General features: G+C 44.1%; 24 protein-coding genes. 20 read left to right on the top strand and 4 right to left on the bottom strand.

Annotation, left to right across the window (positions count from 1 at the left end; all coding sequences use genetic code 11):
- Window positions 1-53 precede the first annotated feature (53 nt).
- From FIV01_RS10375 to FIV01_RS10365, 3 genes are read left to right on the top strand one after another with little or no spacing between them, the layout of a single operon-like run.
- Window positions 54-281, top strand: coding sequence for a FeoA family protein (locus FIV01_RS10375; protein ID WP_152430936.1), 228 nt, complete (start codon window positions 54-56; stop codon window positions 279-281).
- Window positions 281-2,554 (top strand): Fe(2+) transporter permease subunit FeoB, encoded by a 2,274-nt coding sequence (gene feoB, locus FIV01_RS10370; protein ID WP_152430935.1) that lies wholly within the window; start codon window positions 281-283, stop codon window positions 2,552-2,554. Before FIV01_RS10375 ends, feoB begins: the two co-directional genes overlap by 1 nt.
- A complete protein-coding gene (locus FIV01_RS10365; protein WP_152430934.1) occupies window positions 2,551-2,781 on the top strand; it encodes a FeoC-like transcriptional regulator in 231 nt (76 codons plus the stop codon). Before feoB ends, FIV01_RS10365 begins: the two co-directional genes overlap by 4 nt.
- Before the next feature lie 28 nt (window positions 2,782-2,809).
- Here the strand turns inward: FIV01_RS10365 and FIV01_RS10360 are convergent, their stop codons facing one another.
- Window positions 2,810-3,238: an HIT family protein gene (locus FIV01_RS10360; protein WP_152430933.1), complete on the bottom strand. Its 429-nt coding sequence runs from the start codon at window positions 3,236-3,238 to the stop codon at window positions 2,810-2,812.
- Window positions 3,239-3,325: 87 nt separating this feature from the next.
- Window positions 3,326-5,059, bottom strand: coding sequence for an arginine--tRNA ligase (gene argS, locus FIV01_RS10355; RefSeq protein ID WP_152430932.1), 1,734 nt, complete (start codon window positions 5,057-5,059; stop codon window positions 3,326-3,328).
- A gap of 243 nt (window positions 5,060-5,302) precedes the next feature.
- Here argS and FIV01_RS10350 point away from each other — a divergent pair, with 243 nt between their 5' ends.
- A complete protein-coding gene (locus tag FIV01_RS10350) occupies window positions 5,303-5,902 on the top strand; it encodes a VOC family protein (protein ID WP_152430931.1) in 600 nt (199 codons plus the stop codon).
- Here the strand turns inward: FIV01_RS10350 and FIV01_RS10345 are convergent.
- Complete coding sequence (locus FIV01_RS10345) at window positions 5,894-8,668, bottom strand: insulinase family protein (RefSeq protein WP_152430930.1); 2,775 nt, start codon at window positions 8,666-8,668, stop codon at window positions 5,894-5,896. The two genes, FIV01_RS10350 and FIV01_RS10345, sit on opposite strands and share 9 nt — an antisense overlap.
- A 277-nt stretch (window positions 8,669-8,945) precedes the next feature.
- On the opposite strand from FIV01_RS10345, the gene sixA reads away from it, so the two are divergent.
- Complete coding sequence (gene sixA / locus FIV01_RS10340; protein WP_152430929.1) at window positions 8,946-9,425, top strand: phosphohistidine phosphatase SixA; 480 nt, start codon at window positions 8,946-8,948, stop codon at window positions 9,423-9,425.
- Window positions 9,426-9,471: 46 nt separating this feature from the next.
- Here the strand turns inward: sixA and FIV01_RS20750 are convergent, their stop codons facing one another.
- Complete coding sequence (locus tag FIV01_RS20750; RefSeq protein WP_246210460.1) at window positions 9,472-9,684, bottom strand: hypothetical protein; 213 nt, start codon at window positions 9,682-9,684, stop codon at window positions 9,472-9,474.
- On the opposite strand from FIV01_RS20750, the gene flhA reads away from it, so the two are divergent.
- The 15 genes from flhA to FIV01_RS10265 all read left to right on the top strand — a co-directional run bounded on the left by flhA (window position 9,623) and on the right by FIV01_RS10265 (window position 24,474).
- Window positions 9,623-11,662 carry a flagellar biosynthesis protein FlhA gene (gene flhA, locus FIV01_RS10335; RefSeq protein WP_246210457.1) on the top strand — a complete coding sequence of 680 codons (2,040 nt, stop codon included), beginning with the start codon at window positions 9,623-9,625 and terminating at the stop codon, window positions 11,660-11,662. The genes FIV01_RS20750 and flhA overlap by 62 nt on opposite strands.
- A gap of 32 nt (window positions 11,663-11,694) precedes the next feature.
- Window positions 11,695-13,167 (top strand): flagellar biosynthesis GTPase FlhF, encoded by a 1,473-nt coding sequence (gene flhF, locus FIV01_RS10330; RefSeq protein WP_152430927.1) that lies wholly within the window; start codon window positions 11,695-11,697, stop codon window positions 13,165-13,167.
- Between the two features lie 13 nt (window positions 13,168-13,180).
- Window positions 13,181-14,068 carry a MinD/ParA family protein gene (locus FIV01_RS10325; RefSeq protein ID WP_114786738.1) on the top strand — a complete coding sequence of 296 codons (888 nt, stop codon included), beginning with the start codon at window positions 13,181-13,183 and terminating at the stop codon, window positions 14,066-14,068.
- Window positions 14,061-14,795 (top strand): RNA polymerase sigma factor FliA, encoded by a 735-nt coding sequence (locus FIV01_RS10320; RefSeq protein ID WP_152430926.1) that lies wholly within the window; start codon window positions 14,061-14,063, stop codon window positions 14,793-14,795. Before FIV01_RS10325 ends, FIV01_RS10320 begins: the two co-directional genes overlap by 8 nt.
- A 45-nt stretch (window positions 14,796-14,840) precedes the next feature.
- Window positions 14,841-15,209, top strand: coding sequence for a chemotaxis response regulator CheY (gene cheY, locus FIV01_RS10315; RefSeq protein WP_114786770.1), 369 nt, complete (start codon window positions 14,841-14,843; stop codon window positions 15,207-15,209).
- A gap of 40 nt (window positions 15,210-15,249) precedes the next feature.
- Window positions 15,250-15,969: a protein phosphatase CheZ gene (locus tag FIV01_RS10310; RefSeq protein ID WP_152430925.1), complete on the top strand. Its 720-nt coding sequence runs from the start codon at window positions 15,250-15,252 to the stop codon at window positions 15,967-15,969.
- Between the two features lie 9 nt (window positions 15,970-15,978).
- Complete coding sequence (locus FIV01_RS10305) at window positions 15,979-18,201, top strand: chemotaxis protein CheA (protein ID WP_152430924.1); 2,223 nt, start codon at window positions 15,979-15,981, stop codon at window positions 18,199-18,201.
- A gap of 24 nt (window positions 18,202-18,225) precedes the next feature.
- A complete protein-coding gene (locus FIV01_RS10300) occupies window positions 18,226-19,329 on the top strand; it encodes a protein-glutamate methylesterase/protein-glutamine glutaminase (RefSeq protein WP_152430923.1) in 1,104 nt (367 codons plus the stop codon).
- Between the two features lie 9 nt (window positions 19,330-19,338).
- Window positions 19,339-20,115: a ParA family protein gene (locus FIV01_RS10295; RefSeq protein ID WP_152430922.1), complete on the top strand. Its 777-nt coding sequence runs from the start codon at window positions 19,339-19,341 to the stop codon at window positions 20,113-20,115.
- Window positions 20,108-21,097, top strand: a complete 990-nt coding sequence (locus tag FIV01_RS10290; RefSeq protein ID WP_152430921.1) for a chemotaxis protein CheW — start codon at window positions 20,108-20,110, stop codon at window positions 21,095-21,097. Before FIV01_RS10295 ends, FIV01_RS10290 begins: the two co-directional genes overlap by 8 nt.
- A gap of 37 nt (window positions 21,098-21,134) precedes the next feature.
- Entirely contained in the window at window positions 21,135-21,629 is a 495-nt protein-coding gene (locus FIV01_RS10285; protein ID WP_152430920.1) for a chemotaxis protein CheW, read from the top strand.
- Window positions 21,629-22,129 carry a DUF2802 domain-containing protein gene (locus FIV01_RS10280; protein WP_152430919.1) on the top strand — a complete coding sequence of 167 codons (501 nt, stop codon included), beginning with the start codon at window positions 21,629-21,631 and terminating at the stop codon, window positions 22,127-22,129. The genes FIV01_RS10285 and FIV01_RS10280 overlap by 1 nt, the downstream gene beginning before the upstream one ends.
- Window positions 22,130-22,320: 191 nt before the next feature.
- Entirely contained in the window at window positions 22,321-22,959 is a 639-nt protein-coding gene (gene ccmA / locus FIV01_RS10275; protein ID WP_152430918.1) for a cytochrome c biogenesis heme-transporting ATPase CcmA, read from the top strand.
- On the top strand, window positions 22,944-23,612 hold the full coding sequence (ccmB, locus tag FIV01_RS10270) for a heme exporter protein CcmB (protein ID WP_152430917.1): 669 nt from the start codon (window positions 22,944-22,946) through the stop codon (window positions 23,610-23,612). The genes ccmA and ccmB overlap by 16 nt, the downstream gene beginning before the upstream one ends.
- Before the next feature lie 109 nt (window positions 23,613-23,721).
- The gene (locus tag FIV01_RS10265) at window positions 23,722-24,474 is read left to right on the top strand and encodes a heme ABC transporter permease (RefSeq protein WP_152430916.1); all 753 of its coding nucleotides are present in this window, start codon (window positions 23,722-23,724) and stop codon (window positions 24,472-24,474) included.
- The last annotated feature ends 4 nt before the right edge of the window (window positions 24,475-24,478 follow it).

Here is a 24,478-nt window from a genome sequence, read left to right as displayed (position 1 = left end):
TCGAAAGTCTTAATGCTAATATTTCTCATTTTTATCTTTAATTGGCCTCTTTTATGAAATTGTCACACTTAAGCCAAGGGCAGAAAGCAAAGATTACTGGTTTTTCACAGCTATCAAATGATGTTAGAAAAAAGCTCATGGTTATGGGGCTACTGCCTAACACACCTGTAACCCTTATTCGTAAAGCACCTATGGGAGATCCACTTCAAGTTGAGATCAGGGGAGTGTCCCTTGCGGTAAGAACAAAGATTGCAGACTCAATAGTGGTGGAGATTCAATAATGGAGTATCAAATCCTCACTGTTGGAAACCCAAATAGCGGTAAGACAACATTATTTAATGGCTTGACTGGTTCAAAACAACAAGTGGGTAATTGGGCAGGAGTAACAGTCGAAAAGAAAACGGGTCGATATACTCATTCGGGGGATGACTTTCTTCTAACCGATCTACCCGGTATTTATGCCCTCGATAGCGGTAATGATGGAAATAGTATCGACGAGTCGATTGCTTCCAGAGCTGTCCTGACGCATCCAACGGATTTAATCATTAATGTTGTAGATGCAACTTGTTTAGAGCGCAGTTTGTACATGACGCTTCAACTTAGAGAGTTAGGACGACCTATGCTGGTTGTCCTAAACAAGATGGATGCCCTAAAGCGTGAACGCCAAACCATAGATGTCAAAGCATTAGAAAAAATGCTCGGCTGCCCTGTTTTTGCTTTATCAGCAAATAATCGTAGTCAAGTTCAACGATTTAAAGAATGTTTACACAAAACCTTGGTTTTGGGAGTCGCTTTAGATGAATTGGATATTACCTATCCTGAGGAATTTGAAAGCGCTATCGATAGTCTTCAATCGATATTCCAAGATCATGAGCAAGCATCCCCTAGGGCTTTATCAATTCGCGGACTGGAAAATGATCTATTAGTACTCAATGCTTTAGCTGCAGAAGATAGAAATCGAGTTATTCAGGCTCAGAAAGCTTTAGAAATTGATATAGATTTATTGGTTGCTGATACCAAGTATACCTTTTTGCATCAGCAATGTAAGCGAGTACGTAGGGCGGAAGGTAAGCTTAGCCATAGCTTTACTGAAAAAGTGGATAGTATCATTCTTAACAAGTGGGTTGGTGTTCCATTCTTTTTTGTCATCATGTATTTGATGTTTATGTTTTCCATCAATATAGGCAGTGCTTTTATCGACTTCTTTGATATTGGCGTTGGAGCACTACTGGTTGATGGAGGTCACTATTTGTTGGATGACCATTTACCCGTATGGCTAGTCACTTTGATTGCAGATGGTGTTGGTGGCGGTATTCAAACAGTGGCAACCTTTATTCCTGTTATTGCCTGTCTCTATTTGTTCCTCGCGTTACTCGAGAGTTCGGGCTACATGTCTCGAGCTGCTTTTGTTTTGGATAAAGTGATGCAAAAGGTTGGGCTTCCTGGCAAAGCATTCGTACCTCTTGTGTTGGGCTTTGGTTGTAATGTACCTGCTATTATGGCAACGAGGACCTTAGACCAAGAGCGTGAAAGAAAGCTCGCGGCTTCGATGGCGCCCTTTATGTCGTGTGGTGCGCGCCTTCCTGTCTACGCACTATTTGCTGCTGCCTTTTTTCCACAAAGTGGTCAAAATGTCGTGTTTGCTCTTTATCTTCTTGGTATTGCGGCAGCTGTGTTTACCGGCTTTATTCTCAAACGTACACTGTATCCTGGTTCAAGCGATAGCTTGATAATGGAGATGCCAGATTATGAACTCCCTACTGTACAAAATGTGTTGCTCAAAACATGGCAAAAGCTTAAGCGGTTCGTTTTGGGGGCTGGAAAAACGATTGTAGTCGTCGTTACCATTTTAAGTTTTCTCAATTCTGTAGGTATGGATGGTTCCTTTGGTAACCAAGACAGTGAGAAGTCGGTGTTGTCAAAAGTATCTCAAGCAGTGACCCCTATTTTTGCTCCTATTGGCATTGAGAAAGATAATTGGCCAGCAACAGTAGGTATTATAACGGGGATCTTTGCTAAAGAAGCGGTGGTTGGTACGTTAAATAACCTATATGCTCCATCCGAAGAGGGTGAGGAAGAGTTTGATTTGATTGCTAGCCTCAAAGAAGCTGTGATGTCGATACCTGAAAATTTATCTGATTTGAGCTACTCCGATCCCCTTGGTATTGAAGTTGGGGATTTAACTGACAGCTCTGTCGTTGCTGAAGAGCAAGAGGTCGATGCGTCTATTTTTGGTAACCTTAACCAGCGTTTTGTATCGAGTCATGCGGCTTTTGCCTACCTGATCTTTATTCTGCTTTACACGCCGTGTGTGGCCGCTATGGGGGCTTATGTTCGTGAGTTTGGACATAAATTTGCTCGCTTTATCGCCCTGTGGACTATGGGGCTAGCCTATGGTGGTGCAGCGCTTTATTACCAAACAACGCATTTTTCACAAGCTCCTTTATCCAGTTCAATATGGATTAGCAGCATATTGTTGGTGTGTGCTTTAACTTATCGAGCCTTAATATTTGCTGGCAAAAAGCAGCAAGTATTGGAGGCGCAGGTAGTATGATTTTACAAGCACTCAAGTCATATATTGCAGAACAAGGTTGTGTAAGTCAGAAAGCTCTCGCCAAAAAGTTTGCCATGAGTGAAGACGGTGTTGACGCCATGCTGCAAGTTTGGATCAGAAAAGGCGTCATTTCTCGATTAGTCGATACCAATAGCGCTAAAAAAATAACCCGAGTTAGGTATTCCGTAACTGGTACAGATGGTTTGTCGCTTACGGTAACAATGTAAAAAAAGCCGCTGGTAAACAGCGGCTTTTTTAATCTTTTTTGAATAACTTACTCAGTGATAAAACATTCTGAATTTTAGCCAGCATTGCTTTTTGTTCACTCTCACAGCGCATCTTTCCTTCGGTGTTGCCCCATATTGGACCAGGCCATGCAACATCTGTTTTATAGCGTGCGATGTGATGAATGTGCAGCTGAGGGACCATATTGCCGAGCGCGCCCAGATTGAGTTTGTCAGGTTGAAAAGTAGCCTCTAATGCCTGACTTACCGTTTGAGATTCAAGCAGAAATTGCTGCTGATCTTGGATGGGTAAGTGGTGTAGTTCTCTGGCATTTTCTCTCTTTGGTACAAGAATGACCCATGGAACCGCTTGATCTTTATGCAGCAGAGCTATGGATAAAGGAAAGTGGCCAATAACATCGGTATCTTGGACAAGTTGTGGATGCAGCTCAAAGCTCATAGTGAAATCCTTGCTATTTGTATACGTGCGATAAAACAAAGGTTGATGCATGACATCAACCTTTGTAAATGCGCGATCGTTTTATGTTTACATGCGATCTAACGTTTCAATTCCCAGTAGAGATAGACCTTGCTTGATCGTCTTAGCCGTCAATGCAGCTAGCTTAAGACGACTTTGTTTAATGGAGTCTTCTTCTACATTAAGAATTGGGCATGCTTCATAGAAGCTAGAAAACTGTCCCGCTAGTTCAAATAGGTAGCTACATAAAATGTGAGGCTGGCCTTCACGTGCTACAGAGTGAACGGCTTCTTCAAATTGAAGCAACTTAGCAATTAATCCCTTTTCTTTTTCATCTGTTATCTTAATGTCTCCCGATAGAGAGTCCATTGAGATACCTGCTTTAGCAAAGATAGAAGCAACGCGAGTGTAGGCATATTGCATATAAGGCGCAGTATTGCCTTCAAAGGCCAGCATATTGTCCCAGTCAAACACATAGTCAGTTGTACGGTGTTTTGAAAGGTCGGCATATTTCACAGCTGCCATCGCGACAGTATTGGCGATTTTTTGTTTCTCTATGGTATCAAGTTCAGGGTTTTTAGACTCGATTAGTTTGATAGCACGCTCTTCTGCTTCATCCAATAGGTCAGCTAAACGAACCGTACCGCCTGCACGAGTTTTAAATGGGCGGCCATCTTTGCCTAGCATCATACCAAATGCATGGTGTTCTAGAGAGACACTTTCAGGAATATAGCCAGCTTTGCGCACTATGGTCCAAGCTTGCATTAGGTGCTGGTGCTGACGAGAGTCAATAAAGTACAACACGCGGTCTGCACCTAGTGTCTCGTACCGATATTTAGCACAGGCAATGTCTGTTGTAGTGTATAGGAAGCCGCCATCGCGCTTTTGGATGATAACGCCCATTGGCTCACCATCTTTATTTTTGTATTCGTCTAGAAATACAACTTGAGCTCCATCGTCTTCTTGAGCCAGTCCTTTATCTTTTAAGTCAGCAACGATATTGGCCAACATGCTGTTGTACATGCTTTCGCCCATCACATCATTGCGAGTTAAGGACACATTGAGACGATCATAATTTCGCTGGTTTTGAATCATGGTAATGTCTACCAGCTTCTTCCACATTTCAGCACAATACTCGTCACCACTTTGCAGTTTGACCACATAGCTGCGAGCTTTTTCTGCAAATTCTTCATCTTCATCGTAGAGTTTTTTTGACTCACGGTAGAAAGCTTCAAGATCGGACAACTCCATCGAGACTTCACCGGACTCTTTTTGAACTCGCTCAAGGTTTGCGATCAACATACCAAACTGGGTGCCCCAATCTCCAATATGATTGGCACGAATAACCTTGTGGCCAAGGAACTCGAGTGTGCGAACTACAGCATCACCAATAATGGTTGATCGCAAGTGTCCAACGTGCATCTCTTTTGCCACATTGGGCGCAGAATAATCTGCGACAATTGTTTTTGCTTCCTCAGTGGTCACCCCAAGGCGAGAGTCTGAAAGTGCTTGTTGCGCCTTTTGAGCCAAAAACTCTTCACTAAGAAAGATATTAATAAAGCCCGGACCTGCTATTTCAGTCTTGCTTGCGATGCCGTCAAGATCCAAGACATCAAACACTTTCTGGGCGAACTCTCTTGGGTTAGTGCCTAGCTTTTTAGCCACGCCCATTACACCGTTTGCTTGGTAATCACCAAACTGGGGTTTGGCTGATTGGCGAACCGCAGCGGGGCTGCCTGCAGGTGCACCAGCGGCTTCTAAAGCCTGAGAGACTTTTTCGTTAATAAGTGCTTGGATATTCACGTATGTTTCCTTCAATTCTAGAGAATTGCTTAGATATACATTGAGAGCTTCAATTCGTCACCATGGTTTGCTTTTCAGCATCTAAAAAGGTGGGAAGAATGCATATCTTAATTAAGTTGATAAATTGTGTCATATAATACCAATTTTATTGGCTCTCACATAGAGAGTGTTCTAGGAAATTTTCTACTTTTGGTTACTCACTTGGTAGTATTGTGTAGAAATCAATATATTGGATGGATAAAAATGTCGCGAAGATTGCTCGATGCTGAGCTTATGCCTTGGCAAATGAAAGCGAAACTTGATGTGTTTATGCAAAACATTCAGTCTCTTGGGGAGCGAATAAAGGTCGATTTACAGGCATTAAAAGCTGATCATCTTGCGCTGCGTATAAACGATCAAGAGCTGGCAAAATTGGCGCATAAGGAATGGTTAAAGGAAGGGCGTGAGTGTTCTAATGCGATGATAAATGGTCGGCCAATTATCGTAATTGAGTTTACCAAGCCGCTTAGGGTTTCAAATTGGTCTATTGATTGCCTTGAACTCCCTTATCCTGTGCAGGGGAAAAGGTATCCAACTCAAAGTTGGGAGCACGTTGAATTTGTTATTCCATCTTTGGCCAAAACAGCCGAAGAATATCTAGATGACGTAAAACGTCAGTACCCGAGTTTAGCACATCAATGGGATAAGCTTGGTGAGCAAGGAGTGGATGTTAAGCTATCCAGTCCCAAGGGAGAAGGAGAGCGCCTGAGTAACCCAACGATAGCCTTTAAACATCAAGGCGTTTGCATTAAATTTCATCCGCACAGCTTGAAAGCGATTATTGAGTCAGAACATCTAGCCTAAATCTGTGTCTTTTGGTCGGAGTTGAAATTCTTCTACTGAACCGATTTCAACTCCAACATCGAGTGCGTCAGAAGCATGGTGCGAGTTTCCTTTGGCATGCATAATCAGGCGGTTCGCCGTTCTTGGCTTTAGCTCGTTAACCACAAAGCGAATCATATCCGCTCGGGTGAGCTTTTTAAGCTCGTCGAGTACACGATCTTTGTGATTAAAACTGTAGTCTTTGTTGCCAATAGCAACCCAAAGCCTTTGCGCTCGACTTTTAAGTGTGGTGTCTGGCGCTGCAATTTGACTCCAAAGGCCTCGTTTACTGCTATGCCACTGATAATCATTTAGCTCGAGCAAAACCATATAAAAGGCATTGAGGAACTCGTCGATTGAGCTAATCAGCTCAGCAGGTGCAGCTTTGGGCGATTGAACGTAAAGAACCAGACCGGGATGGCGATTAAGCGGCAAGTTTCCTGTTCCCACCATGTAGCCCAGTTGCTGCTTAGTGCGTATTTCATGAAAAAAGGTGGCTGACATGAGGTGGTTTGCCAATAAAAATAGAGCGGTATTTCTCGGCTCAATATCCTCGCATTGATAATAGACAACTATCGCAGAATCTTCTTGATTTGATTCAAGAGAGCGTCGCAAAGAGCCATTTTTTCCAAGCATTATCAGCGGCCTTAATGACTCTTCATAGGTTTGGTTTTGAACTCTCAGAGCATCTTTAAGTGTGTCACTTAGCTGAATGGCATCAGCACGTGTCCAATCGCCATAGACAAACATTTCGACATGCAGTTTTTCAAGGATAGATGCGACAAACTCGTCCAATTCACTCACATCAAGTTCTTCTAGCGCTTGCAGTAGGTCAGCGTAGGGAGGGTTATTGGGCTGCAGCATGCCTGTCATCGCATTAAATAGTTGAGAAATAGGTTTGTCGTGAGCAGCATTCTTCCAATTTCTGATCAACTGTTGCTTAATGGTATCAAAGCGTTCAACATTGAATTCTCTGCTTGAAAAACGCTCTAGAATCATGGTCATCAATTCAGGTTGTTTCTTGCTAAAACCAGACAAAGTGAGGGTTACGCCACCTTGGTGTGAGTACATGTTATAACTCATGCCAGCAATTTCTGCTGGGTAAGTCTTTTTGGCTAGAGAGTCGAGAAACATTTCCACGCAAATTCTAGTTTTTACAATGTTCTTTACATTAGCTACGGCGTGCGGGCTATCAATAGCAACAAAAATAACCCCTTTTGGTACGCGATATTCACTGTCTTGAAGGTGCCACAACTTGAAGCCTGGTAAATCTTGCACCACTTCAGGAAATGATGAGTGTTTTTCGACAGGTTTAGGGTCTAAGTCATAACAAATGAATGGGTTTTTAGCGGGCAGGGTAAAACTCAGGTCGCTTTGCGTTGAAAAGTGTGATTTTTGCTGTTGAGTAAATGGGTTGACGCAGTACGGCGTATCATACCACTTAGCTTTCCTATCATACTTGTACCCTTTGGCAACCAATGTGACTCGCAAGTTATCCATGCTCAAATAGTCAAATAGATGTTGGAGCAGCACTTGGTCGTAATTATTCATCACATAGTCTCCGTAGACTATGTCCTCAGGTAAGTAATGCTGCATATTAACGACTAAGTGGCTGACTAAATCGACAGGCCGAGTGGGCTCTTGGAAGCGGAAGGCTGATTCTAAAACTGCTTGTTTTTCTAGGTAGCGCCACTGGTCAAAACCTTCCCGCTTTATCAAGTTTAAATATGAGAAAAGCGCTTGAACAATGTCGTCAACATGTTCCAAACCGGAATGAGTTAGGTTGCAGCTAACGGTAAACTCACGGTAATTACTGCCGCTGGTTCCCCCTCCTGCCGAAAGAGAAGTGATCCAGCCTCTGTCCTTCAACATCTGCATTAAGCTGCCTTCACCTTCATAGCCAAGCAAATGCGCAAAGTAGGACATAGGTTTTTGCCGATAATATTTATCAAGGCTTGGCAGAGGAAAGGATAAGATAAGTTTGCGAATTTCTTTGACTGGTTCGATATGGACCATAATTGCGGTTGAATCATCGTCCAAGTAAGGTGTTTCAAGAGATTTATTTGCGAGGTTGCGGTTTGGAATCGATGAAAACGTTTCGTTGACCCATTGTTCCAATTCATCCAGTGATTGTGGGCCAATCACAGCGAGTGTCATTAGGTCCGAGGAATATTTCTGGTAATGAAAATCGACGACTTCCTCTCGGATTGATTGCCCATTTCGATCGCCTAGCGTCTCATGATTACCTACTGAAAATTTAGCGAAGGGATGTTTGGGGTTAACGAGTTCTTTGTGAACTTGGTAGAGTCGCCTCGAATCATCATTGAGTTTGAGCTTAAACTCTGAGTCAACAGCTTCACGCTCTTTATCGAGAGCTTCAGCGTTAAATAAAGGCGAGATGAAAAACTGACTAAATCTATCAAGGCACTTATGAAATGCAGAAGGCATAACGTCAAAAAAGAAGCAAGTATGCTCTGCGCCTGTCCATGCATTGTTACTGCCGCCATGTTGATTGGTATAGTTTTGAAATTCTCCAATTTTGGGGTATTTCTTTGTACCCAAAAATAACATATGTTCTAAATAGTGAGCCATTCCTTGACGATCATCAGGATCATCAAAATGCCCTACATTGATAGCTAATGCTGCTGCGGACTTCTGTGCATTAACATCTTGAATAAACAATACTCTAAGCCCGTTATCCAACGTTGAATAGCGATATTGGTTGGTATCATTAGGGCTTAAATGCACAAGAAGTTCTCCGTCTTATGTTTACGTATACTGTGTCGCCATCGACGAATATTGAGATGAAAGATGTCCACAGACAGCAGTAAAATGGACACGAGCACAAGCAAATTTTTTCCTACCACATATAAGCATACACAATTTCTTAATCTATACATCAAGAATGTTAAGAAAGTCTAAGTCCTGAGCTATGTGCTTGATATAATTATCGGCCATTTGAGACATGTGTGTCACTATTACTAAATAGGCTCAATCCAAACAATCTTGCTAACAGGAACAATGAATGAAAATATTGATCATGCGTCACGGTGAAGCTGAACACTATGCCGATACAGACGCGGAACGAGCCTTAACTGAGAAAGGGAAAAGAGACTCAGTCAATACCGCTAAGTCGTGCGTAAATAACGGTTATGATCATTTAGATATGGTCTTGGTTAGCCCCTATTTGAGAGCGCAGCAAACTTGGCAAGCAATCGCATCACATTTTGATACTAAACAGGTTAAAGTTTGCGACGATATAACGCCGTATGGTGATGCACGACGTGTTAGTGATTACATTACTGCCGTTGCGGAAGTAGAGAAACCTAAATCTATTCTAATGGTATCCCATTTACCCCTTGTAGGATATTTGACTTCCGAGTTTGTACCAAATATTAACCCGCCTATGTTTCCAACATCAGGCATGGCTTGTATTGAATATGATGTCATTAATAGTCGTGGTGAGCTGGTTCTTAATATCCACCCTGAGATAAACGCCTTTTGAACTTAGTTAGTCAACAATTATTAAATATTTGTCTATTTTAGCCGCATTAGAAAGTAAGCCATAAAATTGACACTTTATCTGGACTAATACTTGCATTCTCATCCAAGTCTTTCAATTTGGGTTGAATCATTCCGTCTATCGCCATGAAATTTAATTTACCATTTGCTGACAAGCTACCATCCATACCCCAAAGAGCAATGCCTGCGGTCGGCGCTCCTATTATGGTATTGGCGACGTTGGCAATGGTTGTATTGCCCATTCCACCATTCTTACTGGATTTATTTTTTACCTTTAACATAGCGCTTGCGATGGTGGTGCTGCTGGTTACTGTCTATACACGCAGACCTTTGGATTTCGCGGCATTTCCGACTGTGCTGCTTATCGCCACTCTATTGCGTCTGGCGCTAAATGTTGCTTCTACTCGTGTTGTCTTACTTTATGGTCATGAGGGAACGAGCGCCGCTGGTAGCGTGATTGAGGCATTTGGTAGTGTGGTTATCGGCGGTAACTACGCGGTCGGTCTGGTAGTGTTCCTTATCTTGATGATCATCAACTTTATGGTAGTTACTAAAGGTGCTGGTCGTATTTCTGAGGTGAGTGCCCGATTTACATTGGATGCTTTACCCGGAAAACAAATGGCGATAGATGCTGACCTCAATGCAGGCCTAATTGACCAAGACCAAGCGCGTACCCGTCGTCAAGAAGTGACGAAAGAAGCGGATTTCTACGGTTCGATGGATGGTGCGTCAAAATTTGTTAAAGGTGATGCAATTGCAGGTATCCTGATCTTATTTATTAATATTATCGGTGGTTTATCGATAGGAATGATTCAGTATGATTTACCATTTGGTGAAGCAATCCAAATCTATACCTTGTTGACTATTGGTGATGGTCTTGTCGCTCAAATTCCATCACTTTTGCTGTCTATTGGCGCAGCCATTATGGTAACCCGTCAAAATACGGATGAGGATATGGGGCAGCAAGTCGTCTTTCAGATGTTTGATAACCCCAAAGCTCTGATGATAACGGCTGGTATTCTCGGTGTAATGGGCCTTGTTCCCGGAATGCCTCATTTTGCTTTTCTGCTTCTTGCCGTGTTAGCAGGCGGGGCGGCTTATTGGATCTATAGAAAACAGAAACAAAACGCTGACAAGGCCAAGCTTCCGGCGAGTAAAGATAAAGAAGTTCCCACTCCAAAAGAGCTTTCCTGGGATGATGTCCAACCCGTTGACATCATAGGACTTGAAGTAGGCTATCGCTTAATTCCTTTAGTAGATAAGGAACAAGGGGGAGAGCTGCTAGAGCGTGTTAAAGGCGTTCGTAAAAAGCTTTCACAGGACTTTGGTTTTCTGATTCCTGCGGTTCATATCCGTGACAACCTTGAGCTCACTCCAAATAGTTATCGAATCACTTTAATGGGAGTTGCCGTTGGAGAAGCAGAAATCCGACCTGACATGGAACTGGCGATAAACCCAGGTCAAGTGTACGGGATGGTAGAGGGTGAGCCTACTATTGACCCAGCTTTTGGGCTGGAAGCCACCTGGATAAAGGATGACCAGCGTGAGCATGCTCAAGCTCTTGGCTACACAGTCGTTGATTCTTCAACGGTTCTGGCTACACATTTGAGTCAACTTCTCTCGAATAATGCCTCTCATCTGATAGGTCATGAAGAGGTGCAGAATTTACTTGAAATGCTTGGCCGAAGTACGCCGAAATTAGTAGAGAGTTTTATTCCTGACCAACTACAATTGGGTGTTGTGGTGAAGGTATTACAAAACTTACTCAATGAAGCCGTGCCGATTAGAGATATACGGACCATAGTTCAGACTTTGGCTGAGTATTCAAGTAAGAGTCAAGAACCTGACATCTTAACAGCAGCGGTTCGCATCTCATTGAAGAGATTAATTGTTCAAGAAATCAATGGGATAGAGCCGGAGCTTCCAGTGATTACTTTGATTCCAGAGCTGGAACAGATATTGCACCAGACAATGCAGGCGTCTGGAGGAGAGTCTGCTGGAATCGAACCCGGTTTAGCAGAGCGACTGCAATCTTCGTTAACTCAAGCCACTCAAGAGCAAGAGTTGAAAGGAGAGCCAGCAGTTCTTCTCACTTCTGGGGTGTTGCGTTCTACGCTGGCGAAATTCGTCAAGAACACAATTCCATCACTGCGAGTACTCTCCTATCAGGAGATTCCAGACGAGAAGCAAATACGCATTGTTCAAGCTGTAGGTAACTAAGTCGCGGACGTGCTAGAAGATGGACATAGACTTTGAAGATTAAACGATTTTTTGCTAAAGACATGCGCACCGCTTTGCTGCAAGTGAAACATCAGTTAGGCGATGATGCGGTTATCATGTCGAATAAAAAAGTCGCTGGTGGCATAGAAATTGTTGCAGCGGTTGATAATGAAACAGCCGCTGCTCGTTCAGCGGCCAAAAAAGCATCGCAGCCTCGTCAAAGTAATGCTCAGACTACTGCGAATAAAAACGCTACTGTCAGTAAACAGCGCGCGCTAGAGGAAGACAAAGTCAGCTTACAAGCCAAAGCTGGCAATGGCTCTATGACAAAGCGCTTCGCCCACATGCTGAAACAATACAGTGACGCGACAGCAGATAGACGGGAGAGTGAAGAAGACAATCCCGATTCACTGTCTTCACTGCTCAAACGGCAGTCGAATGCGAACAATCAGGTTAATGGTGTCAAGCTTCGAGAAGATTCTCCTCTCGCCAAACTTATTGCTCAAGATACAAGTGGGGAACAGCAGTTGCGTCTGGACCCAAGTCGTTATGAGCGGAATCGTAAAGATGAATCAGCGGCGGATAATGACGAACTAGAAGAAATGCGCGAAGAGATGACTTCGATTCGTCGATTGCTAGAGCATCAGGTTTCTGGCCTCATGTGGCAAGAAGTCGAGCGTCGTGAGCCATTAAGAGCCATGCTTATCAAACGTTTGGAGCGGATGGGAGTGTCTGCAGATCTTGCTGATCAGTTAGCCTGTTATATACCAGAAGATACTGCGCCAACGAAAGCATGGAAAGCTTTGCTTGGCCTAGTGTCAGATCAAGTGCCGATTTCGAAGCAAGATATCATTAAGCGTGGTGGGGTTGTTGCTTTGCTTGGGCCTACCGGAGTGGGAAAAACTACGACGGTGGCTAAGCTAGCGGCAAGAGCAGCGATGGAATACGGTTCAGATAATGTCGCACTAGTTACCACAGACACTTATCGGATTGGTGCGCATGAGCAGTTAGCCATTTACGGAAGAATCATGGGATGTGCCGTAAAAGTTGCTAAAGATTCCAAAGAGTTAGCCGATGTAATTTACCAGTTGAGGAACCGCCGTTTAATTCTTGTTGATACCGCAGGTATGGGGCAAAGAGACGTACGTTTATCCGAACAGTTAGATACATTAATGCACGAAAGTGGAGAAGTTATCCATAGCTATCTCGTGTTGCCTGCGACAGCTCAAAGAAAAGTTTTGCAAGAAACTATCGATCATTTCCAGAGGATTCCTCTATCAGGGTGTATCCTTACTAAATTAGATGAATCGTTAAGTCTCGGTGAGTTTGTAAGTGTCGTTGTGCAAAATGCGCTACCAGTGGCCTACATCGCTAATGGGCAAAGAGTTCCAGAAGACATAGTGATAGCTCAGCCCAAATACATGGTGGCGAAAGCAAACGAATTGTTAGAGAAGTCGACAGATAATGAACCTCACTATTGGAACAGTGAAGCAGAAAGGTTCTAGGCGGCGGACGATTATGACGAAAAAAATGATACAAGACCAAGCGAGTGGACTACGTCGTTTAACACAACCTTCTCTTACCAAAGTGATTGCTGTCACAGGTGGAAAAGGTGGAGTTGGCAAATCCAATGTAACCTTAGGCTTGGCTATGTGTATGGCCCGACAAGGCAAAAAGGTTATGGTTTTGGATGCCGATCTTGGGTTGGCAAATGTCGATGTTATGCTTGGGATACGCTCAAAGAAAAATCTAGGGCACGTTCTAGCGGGGGAGTGTGAGCTCAAAGATGCTATTGTTGAAGGACCATATGGAATCAAGATAATACCAGCTACATCGGGTACACAGGCAATGACGGAATTGTCTCATGCACAGCACGCTGGGCTCATTCGAGCTTTTGGTACTCTAGAAGATGAGATGGATGTCTTGCTTATTGATACTGCTGCTGGAATTTCAGACATGGTAGTGAGCTTTTCACGTGCAGCCCAAGATGTGGTCGTGGTGGTCTGTGATGAGCCTTCATCTATTACAGATGCCTATGCTCTGATTAAACTTTTAAGTAATGAGCATCAAGTTCAAAGATTTAAAATTGTTGCTAATATGGTCAGAAGCTATCGTGAAGGGAGAGAATTGTTCGCAAAGTTGACCTTGGTCACAGAGCGATTCTTGAATGTTGGTATCGAGCTCGTAGCATGTATTCCATTAGATGATAAAGTTCGACAAGCCGTTAAAAAACAAAAGATTGTCGTGGACGCATTTCCCCGTTCACCTGCATCATTAGCGCTTGGGTCTTTGGCTAATAAAGCATTAACTTGGCCAATTCCCAATACCCCGAGTGGACATCTGGAGTTTTTTGTAGAACGCTTACTTCATACAACAGAGATGTTAGAGGAACCATTTGGTGAATAAGGCATTGACCTATGACCAATACGCAAATCAAGACAGCCGACGAGCGTTTTTAGAAAAATACTCAGTGCTCGTTAAACGCATTGCTCACCACTTGCTCGGTCGTTTGCCACCGAGTGTTCAGGTTGAGGATCTTATCCAAGCAGGAATGATAGGGCTGCTCGAAGCACAAAAAAATTATGATGGTAGCAAAGGAGCAAGTTTTGAAACCTATGCTGGCATTCGCATTCGGGGTGCTATGCTTGATGATATACGTCGTGGAGATTGGGTTCCTCGTTCGGTACACAAAAACAGTCGGGAAATTAGCCAAGCCATTTCTCAACTGGAAGGTGAGCTTAATCGGGACCCAACAGATGCAGAGGTAGCCAAACGGATGGAGATGAGTCTAGAACAATACCATAGTGCCTTGGCCGATATAAATTGTTCTCGTCTCATTGGTATGGACGATTTAGGGGTGTCAGAAGATGCGATTTCTCATGAAGATGCAGACGAAGAAAATGTCCCATTTCAAGGGGTAGCAGATGAGTATTTTCGCACCGCTCTGATAGAATCTATTAAATCACTACCTGAAAGAGAAGCTCTTGTTCTTTCGCTTTATTACGATGAAGAGTTAAACTTGAAGGAAATCGGTGAGGTAATTGGCGTTAGCGAATCACGCGTAAGCCAGATACTGAGCCAATCAATGCAACGTCTACGCACAAAGCTAAGTGTTTGGACAAACGATGACTAGAAATCACTGACATAGAACTCAGTGGAGGCAATTTTGAATAAAAATATGAAGATCCTTATTGTTGACGACTTTTCAACAATGCGCCGTATCGTTAAGAACCTACTTCGTGACTTAGGGTTTAACAATACACAAGAAGCGGACGATGGCTTAACGGCGTTACCAATGCTCAAAAAAGGTGATTTCGAATTTGTTGTGACGGATTGGAACATGCCTGGTATGCAGGGCATAGACCTTCTAAAGCATATTCGCGCCGACGATGAGCTGAAGCATTTACCTGTATTGATGATCACGGCAGAAGCGAAACGTGAACAGATAGTTGAAGCTGCGCAAGCAGGTGTCAACGGTTATATAGTTAAGCCGTTCACTGCAGCAACATTGAAAGAAAAATTAGATAAAATCTTCGAACGTTTATAAGTCAATAAATTGACGCAGGGACGCGAAAGGCCAATTCAGAATGATTTCATTAGAACAGGCGAAGCACCTCGTAGAGTTGTTAGAAAGCGATCAGCAAGAAGAAGCTGACAAACTTGTGGTGAGCATACAGGAAAATTCTCCTAACCCGGTTTTTCAAGAGATCGGTGAGTTGACCCGTGATCTCCACGAGTCATTAAAGCAATTTTCCGTAGACGATCGCATTAGTGCGATCGCCAATGACGAAATTCCTGATGCAAAGGACCGACTTCAATATGTGATTGATAAGACGGAAACGGCAGCTAATAAGACGATGGATGCAGTCGATAGGTGTATGCCGATTGCGGATAACTTACACGAGGGGTTACTTAAGGTTCGCCCCCAATGGAATGAGCTTATGCACGGAAGGATTGAGCTTGCTGAATTTAAAGCGCTTTGCCATCGTATTGATGAATTACTGGGTGAAGTGGAAGGGGACAGTTCTGAGCTGCGAGGACAACTGACAGAAATTCTTATGGCACAGGACTTCCAAGATTTAACTGGTCAGATTATTAGTAGAGTGATTACTTTAGTCAATGAAGTAGAAGGCCGGCTTGTTGAGATTCTGACCGCATTTGGTGCGGAGCAGCTTGAAGAAGCGGAACATAATAAAAATAAATCATCGATAGACCCAGAGGGGCCAATACTCAACGCTCATGAAAGGGAAGACGCAGTTGCATCACAAGATGAAGTTGACGACTTACTCTCGAGTCTTGGGTTTTAGAGGTAACTTATGAGTTATGAATTAGACGAAGATATTCTACAGGACTTTTTGGTTGAAGCAGGGGAAATTCTAGAGCTTCTCTCAGAGCAGTTGGTAGAACTTGAAAATAATCCAAATGATAAAGATCTACTCAATGCAATTTTCCGGGGCTTCCATACAGTTAAAGGTGGCGCAGGATTCTTGGCACTGACGGAACTGGTCGATACCTGCCATGGTGCAGAGAATGTGTTCGATATCTTACGTAATGGCCAACGGGATGTTTCTTCGGGCCTGATGGACACCATGCTCACCGCTTTAGATACAGTTAACGAACAATTCCAGGCAGTACAGGATCGAGAACCTTTACCTAAGGCAGATCAGGCTCTTTTGGATGAGTTACATCGTCTAAGCAAGCCTCAGTCTGAAGACGAAGCTGGTGGCGGCGAAGCTGAAGCAAGTGCACCCGCAGAAGAGCCTGCGGCCCCTGAACCTGTTGCCGAAGAACCTGCAGCGCCCGCCGAACCTGAAGCTTCGGGTGGTGATGGCGGTTCTATTGATGAAATTACCCAAGATGAGTTTGATAAACTCCTCGATGAACTGCACGGAGAAGGTGCTTCTCCGACTGATGGTGCAGGTTCAGACGGTGGCGCTGCGGCACCAGCGGCTGATAGCGGTGATATCACCGACGATGAATTCGAAAAATTATTAGACGACCTTCATGGTTCAGGTAAGGGGCCAGGAGAAGAAGGAGGTACCCCTCCAGCAGAAACCAAAGCCGACGCAGCACCTCAAGGTGGTGATGATGGCTTAATGACTGATGACGACTTTGATAAATTACTCGATGATCTTCATGGCGCAGGCAAAGGTCCGACGGTTGAAGAGCTAGACGCAGCAAGTAAACCTGCTTCAGAGAATGCCGCTCCTGCTGCTAAGGCTGAAGCGCCAAAAGAAGAAACGCCTCCTCCAGCTCCAAAAGCAGAACCGCCAGCGGCAGCAGCTGCCAAACCAGCGGAAAAAGCAGCACCACCAGCGGCAAAAGAAGCGGCACCGCCAGCTAAGAAAGCCCAGCCTCAAGCCGAAGCCACCGTTCGTGTCGATACCTCGACACTTGATACCATTATGAACATGGTTGGTGAGTTGGTATTGGTTCGTAACCGCTTGCTTAGCTTGGGGTTAAATAGTAACGACGAAGAAATGTCGAAAGCGGTAGCAAACCTTGATGTGGTAACAGCCGATCTTCAAGGCGCGGTAATGAAGACTCGAATGCAGCCGATCAAAAAAGTATTTGGTCGATTCCCTCGAGTTGTGCGCGATATCGCCCGTACTCTGAAAAAAGACATCAACTTGGAGATGCGTGGTGAAGAAACTGATCTCGATAAAAACCTAGTTGAAGCGTTAGCGGATCCATTGATTCACTTGGTTCGTAACTCGCTAGACCATGGTATTGAGATGCCGGACGATCGTGTCAAGGCTGGTAAGCCTCAGCAAGGTAAAGTCATTCTATCAGCCTCTCAGGAAGGCGACCATATTGAATTGGCCATTGTCGATGATGGTGGCGGTATGGACCCAGAGAAACTAAGAGGAATTGCGGTTTCACGTGGAATGATGGACGAAGATGCGGCCTCACGTTTAACGAACAAAGAGTGTTTTAACCTCATCTTCATGCCTGGTTTCTCAAGTAAAGAAGAAATCTCAGATATATCAGGGCGTGGTGTAGGTATGGACGTTGTGAAAACCGCCATCAATACACTCAATGGCTCTATCGACATTGACTCTGAAATGGGCAAAGGAACAAAGATTACTATCAAAGTGCCTTTGACCCTCGCTATCTTACCAACCCTGATGGTAGGGGTTGCAGGCAACCCATTTGCACTTCCGTTAGCGAGTGTGAATGAAATTTTCCATCTTGATTTGAGCAGGACCAATGTCGTCGATGGACAGCTAACCATCATTGTTCGAGAAAAGTCTATACCTCTGTTTTATCTACAGAACTGGCTAGCTCCTAAATCTGCAGACATGGAGCTTCGCAAAGGCCATGGACATGTCGTTATTGTGCAAATTGGTAGCCAGAGAGTTGGATTTGTCGTTGATACCTTAATAGGGCAAGAAGAAGTGGTTATCAAACCTCTCGACAGTATGCTTCAAGGAACGCCTGGTATGGCCGGTGCGACGATCACCAGTGATGGGCATATTGCTCTGATTTTGGACGTTCCGGATTTGCTCAAGCAGTATGCAGCTGCTTCTCGAATCTAAGTCGCAGAATAATAAAGGATAACTATGGCGATTAAAGTTTTAGTAGTTGATGATTCGAGTTTTTTTCGTCGCCGAGTCAGTGAGATAATTAACTCAGAGCCTCGCCTAGAGGTGATTGATGTGGCGACCAATGGCAAAGAGGCGGTCGATAAGGCATTGCGCCTTAAGCCGGACGTGATCACTATGGACATAGAGATGCCGGTTATGGATGGTATCACTGCCGTTCGTGAAATCATGGCCAAAGGTCCAATTCCAATACTGATGTTTTCATCACTTACTCATGACGGAGCAAAAGCCACTTTAGATGCTTTAGATGCAGGAGCACTAGACTTTCTACCCAAGAAGTTTGAAGATATTGCTCGTAACCGAGACGATGCTGTGTCATTACTACAGCAGCGAGTGATAGAAATCTCTTCTCGTCGTTCCTCTATGAGAAGGCCTGCAAGTAAGCCTACCGCCCCTTCTGCTAAATCTTTACCTGCTTCCTCAGCTCAGAAACCTGCAGCTCCAACAAAACCCTCATCTGCTGGGCGTTTTAAATCAACAGGGAAGCGTTATCAGCTAACGGCGATAGGAACTTCTACGGGGGGCCCTGTGGCTCTACAAAAAATTCTGACCCAGTTGCCTGCCAACTACCCTCATCCGATTTTACTCATACAGCACATGCCAGCCACTTTTACGGCAGCCTTCGCTAGTCGTTTAAATTCTTTGTGTAAAATAAAAGTTAAAGAGGCTGAAGATGGCGATTCACTTAAGCCTGGCGTAGCATATCTTGCTCCTGGCGGAAAACAAATGATGCTCGATGGACGTCCAGGTTCAGCCAAGCTGCGCGTGATTGATGGCGGCGAAAAAATGAATTACAAGCCTTGTGTGGATGTCACCTTTGGCAGTGCCGCTAAGATTTATTCTGATCAAGTACTGTCGATGGTACTAACTGGTATGGGGGCTGATGGCAGAGAAGGAGCCCGAATGCTGAAAAGTGCGGGCGCGACGATTTGGGCGCAAGATGAGGAAAGCTGTGTGGTATATGGTATGCCACAAGCCGTTGCAAAAGCAGGCTTATCGACTGAAGATTTACCGTTGGAACGTATAGCTGAGCGTATGCTAGTTGAAGTAGGTTTGTCCTAGGGGTAACGCATGATTGTTTGGAGTATTGCAAACCAGAAAGGCGGTGTTGGCAAAACGACAACGACCATTACACTTGCTGGATTGCTAAGCAAGCAGGGTAAGCGTGTGTTGTTAGTCGACACTGACCCTCATGCATCTCTGACCACATATTTGGGCTATGATCCTGATGGCGTCGAGGTAAGTTTATTTGACCTTTTTCAATTAAAAGAGTTCAGTGAAGATACGGTGTTGCCTCTGATAATGAAATCGGATGTAGAGTGTATAGACATTGTCCCTGCTCACATGTCTCTAGCGACTTTAGACAGAGTAATGGGTAATAGAAGCGGTATGGGGTTGATACTCAAGCGAGCATTAATGGCGATTGAACAACACTATGATTATGTTTTGATTGATTGTCCGCCTATACTCGGAGTGATGATGGTTAATGCGTTGGCAGCAAGTAATCGAATCTTAATTCCAGTGCAGACCGAATTTTTGGCGATGAAAGGGTTAGAGAGGATGGTGAGAACGTTAGCCATAATGCAGAAATCACGCGATAACGCATTTAACGTCACCATTGTTCCGACTATGTACGACAAACGGACTAATGCATCCTTACAGACGTTGCAAAAGTTGAAAAAAGAATACCCTGAACAGGTGTGGACATCGGCAGTTCCCATTGATACCAAGTTCAGAGACGCGAGTTTAAAGCATCTTCCAGTATCACATTTTGCTTCTGGAAGCCGTGGAGTTTTTGCCTATAAACAGCTGTTAATTTATTTAGAAAGGTTGGCTGTGAATGAGTAGCAACACCTTGATCTCAAGTGAACAGGCGCTGGAAGAATATTTTTCAGCGCTCTTGGATGAATCATTAGAAGTTGATGAAAAGTTAGACTCTCCAGAAAACCACACGGATCCAATGTTTGAGTTGGAGCCTGCTGCGCTGCCACAACAAGAAGAAGAGTCTAACTATGCTCCACCTGCGGTGGAGGTGGAATTACCCAATCTTGATGATGTTGAGCGACTTTTAGAACAGTTGGAGTCAACTAACCCAGTCGCCGAGCTCCAGCTTGAAGAAGTGATGGAGCAAAATACGGATCAGATATCAGAAACCAATACGGTTGTTGAAGAAGTACAAGACTGGCCCACTGAAGAGCCAAACTTAGCACCAGAGATTGATGTAGAACCCCAAGAAGAAGTAGTCGCTAAGAAAGTAGCGCAGCCAGAGATTGAGATCGCACCAGCACAACCAGAAGTTGAAACGGTCGAAGAGGTTTCTGAACAGCCACAAGTTAAGTCAGGTGATGGTGAATCAGGAGTTTGGCGTTCCACCATACGCGACCAAGAGTTCCAGGTTCTATATTTTGATGTAAACGGCGTGACTTTTGCCGTTTCTCTTGATGAATTAGGTGGAATTCATCGAATTGCTGAACTTAATCATCTTATTGGTCGTCCAGATTGGTATTTGGGGTTACAAACAGGGCGAGACGCACAGCTTGATGTGGTAGATACGGCAAAATGGGTTATGTCTGAGAAGCTATCCGATGAAAATTACAAAGATGAATATCAATATATTGTTATGCTGGATGAAAGTATGTGGGGATTGGCTTCGACTCAACTTATGGGGACGGAGTCGCTAGATCCAGGCAAGGTGCGCTGGCGTAAAACTGCAGGGAAACGACCTTGGTTGGCGGGTATGGTCAAAGAAAAAATGTGTGCTTTGATCCATGTTGAAGCATTGATAGCTATGCTTAATGCAGGACTTGATGTAAAAGCCTTGGACAAATAAAACGTTTATGCCGATTTTGGCTTAGAGAGGAATAGGTATGTCTCAAACGAATGAAGTCGAAGTGAGAAAGGACCAGTCAAACGACGAAGTACTTCAGTGGGTGACGTTCCAACTAGAAGAAGAGACCTATGGTATCAATGTAATGCAAGTGCGTGAGGTACTGCGTTACACAGAGATTGCTCCAGTACCAGGTGCCCCAGATTATGTTCTTGGGATTATCAACCTGCGTGGTAATGTTGTCACTGTCATTGATACCCGCTCACGCTTTGGTTTGATGGAAGGCGAAATCACGGATAATACTCGAATTATCGTGATTGAGTCTGAGCACCAAGTGATAGGCATTCTAGTAGATAGCGTGGCAGAAGTTGTGTACTTGAAGTCTTCTGAAATCGACACCACTCCAAGTGTGGGTACTGACGAAAGTGCTAAGTTCATTCAGGGTGTTAGCAACCGTGATGGTAAATTGCTCATTCTTGTTGATTTGAACAAACTGCTAACTGATGAAGAATGGGATGAGATGGCTCATCTATAATGGAAGCAGTTGTTTTGACCAATGCTCCTGCAATAGCGGGAGTGGTTGCATTGGTAATGGTTATACTCTTGGCAGTCTTCACATTTCGGTTGAAGAAAAATCAAAGTGTTACATCAGATCATTGGCAGCAGAAGAGTCGGTATTTAGACAAAGAGTTACAGAAAGCGAACAAGCAGCTTCTTGAAGTCCGCTCTGTAGTGGTTGGGTTGGGGCAAAGGGTAAGCGAACAGCAAGATATTATCCAGCACCTCAATGAGAGGATTGCCGAACTTGAGCAAGAAGATGGTGACGGACGTCTGTATTCAAGGGCGACTAAGATGGTGCAACTTGGCGCTGACGTCAATGAACTTATCGAAGAATGTGAGTTGCCTAAAGCTGAAGCTGAATTGATGCTCTCTTTGCAAAAAAAAATAGCAGGTAAAGAGAAAGTGCCTCCTCTTAGTTCTGATTCTCAGGGTAGTCAGTCTTCAGTATCCAAAAGAGCTAGGAAAAAATCTTAATACGAAGTCAAAGGATGCCACAGGCATCCTTTTTTGTGTCCAAGTGTTAATACTCAGCCTGTATTTGTATGAAATATGGCAGATTATTTACATAAAATTACGGTGTTTCGTGATGGACTGCGGCCTAATTCTATTTAGTGTCAGTATGGCTGTGTTACTATAGCGCCATTGATTTTAAGCAGCGAATATACATGTTAGAAGCATCCCAGCTTACTGCCGTTAGAGACAATAAAGTGTTGTTTGAGTCACTTTCATTTACGCTTAATAATGGTGATTTAGTGCAAGTGGAAGGTCGAAACGGAACGGGGAAAACGACCTTATTACGTATTATCACTGGACTTGCTGAACGTGAAAGTGGCAACGTGTTTTGGAACGGGCAAAGCATTGAATCAAACCGAGAAGCCTTTCATCAAGATTTGCTGTTTTTGGGGCATCAAACAGGCATAAAGCGTGAATTGACCGCTTATGAAAACTTACGCTTCTATCTTAACCTTCATTCTGAGCACTCAATAGATAAGGCAAGCATATACGAGGCTTTAATGAAAGTTGGGTTGGTGGGGCGTGAAGATGTGCCAGTGGCTAAATTGTCTGCTGGTCAGCAGCGTCGGGTAGCTCTTGCTCGCTTATGGCTCAGCCCGCACAAGCTTTGGATTTTAGACGAACCCTTGACCGCGATTGATAAGCAAGGTGTTAGGGTTCTAGAATCACTTTTTCTTGAGCATATTGATAAGGGAGGTATCGTCCTTTTGACGACCCATCAGGATATGTTTACTGACCACCCGAGATTGAAAAAGATCACTTTAGGTAATGAGCCATGTTTGCAGCAATGAATCGCATTATTCAGCGAGAACTTCTGATAGCCTTTCGTCGTCAGGCAGATATTTTTAACCCGCTGTGGTTTTTCATTATCGTCATCACCTTATTCCCCTTAAGCATTGGGCCTGAACCTAATTTGTTGGCTCGTATTGCATCAGGTATCGTTTGGGTGGCAGCACTCTTGTCTGCACTCCTTTCTTTAGAAAGATTGTTTAGAGATGATTTTCAGGACGGAGCATTGGAGCAGTTGATGTTGATGCCTTTTCCTCTGCCAGTGGTTGTTATTTCTAAAGTGATCGCCCACTGGATGCTGACTGGACTCCCCCTTATTTTGATCAGTCCACTTTTAGCCATCCTACTTTCTCTAGATTTCAACTCATGGTTAGCAGTCGTAGCAACTTTGCTCGTTGGTACGCCAACATTAAGTTTTATCGGTGCAATTGGTGTTGCTTTGACTGTGGGGTTACAAAAAGGTGGGGTGCTACTGAGTTTGCTTGTTCTGCCGCTGTATATCCCAATATTGATATTTGCGACATCTGCAATTGATGCCGCGTCTTTGGGAATGGCGTATAAAGGTCAGTTGGCTATTCTTGGGGCTATGTTAGTGGGGTCAATAACCTTAACACCGTTTGCTATTGCCTCTGCTCTTAGAGTAAGCGTTAACTAGTGGATGTTGATCAAGAACAAGACATCCTTTTTTCCCTAGGCGACATAATAACAATATATCGGTCAGATACAGAGACCAAAACAACATTGAAGTGAGAGTGAGAATAACAATGTGGAAGTGGCTCCATCCTTATGCTAAGCCTGAAGCTGCCTATCGTCTATGTGGTAAGTTGCTACCTTGGTTTGCGATATTGTCGTTACTGCTTTTATCTCTAGGTTCGTTATGGGGGCTGGCTTTTGCTCCTGCGGACTACCAACAGGGTGATAGCTTTCGAATAATCTATATACATGTTCCAGCTGCCATTTGGTCGATGGGCGTGTATATGTCTATGGCTATCGCTGCTTTTATTGGTTTGGTATGGCAAATGAAGTTATCTGATATGGCCGCTTCAGCGATGGCTCCTATCGGAGCGGTTTATACCTTTATAGCACTAGTTACAGGATCCATATGGGGCAAACCTATGTGGGGTGCATGGTGGGTATGGGATGCTCGCCTTACCTCTGAGTTAATTCTCTTATTTCTTTATTTGGGCGTGATTGCGCTCTATCAGGCCTTTGATGACCAGAGGACAGCAGCCAAAGCGGCGGGTATCTTGGCGATTGTCGGAGTGGTCAATCTGCCTATTATCCATTTTTCTGTGGAGTGGTGGAACACGCTTCATCAAGGTGCAACGATCACTAAATTTGCGAAACCATCTATTGCTAGCGATATGCTATGGCCTCTTTTGATTAATATTCTCGGTTTTGCTTTTTTCTTTGCGACCTTGACCATGGTTCGTTTACGCAATGAAATCATAAGTAAAGAGAGCCATCGTCCGTGGGTGGCGTCTGTGGCCAAAGCTAGACTTCAGGGAGGTGAATAATCCA

Source organism: Vibrio aquimaris (genome assembly GCF_009363415.1).
Lineage (GTDB): Bacteria > Pseudomonadota > Gammaproteobacteria > Enterobacterales > Vibrionaceae > Vibrio > Vibrio aquimaris.
The sequence above is the reverse complement of the archived record's forward strand: the minus strand, read 5'-3'. Positions and strand labels throughout refer to the sequence as shown.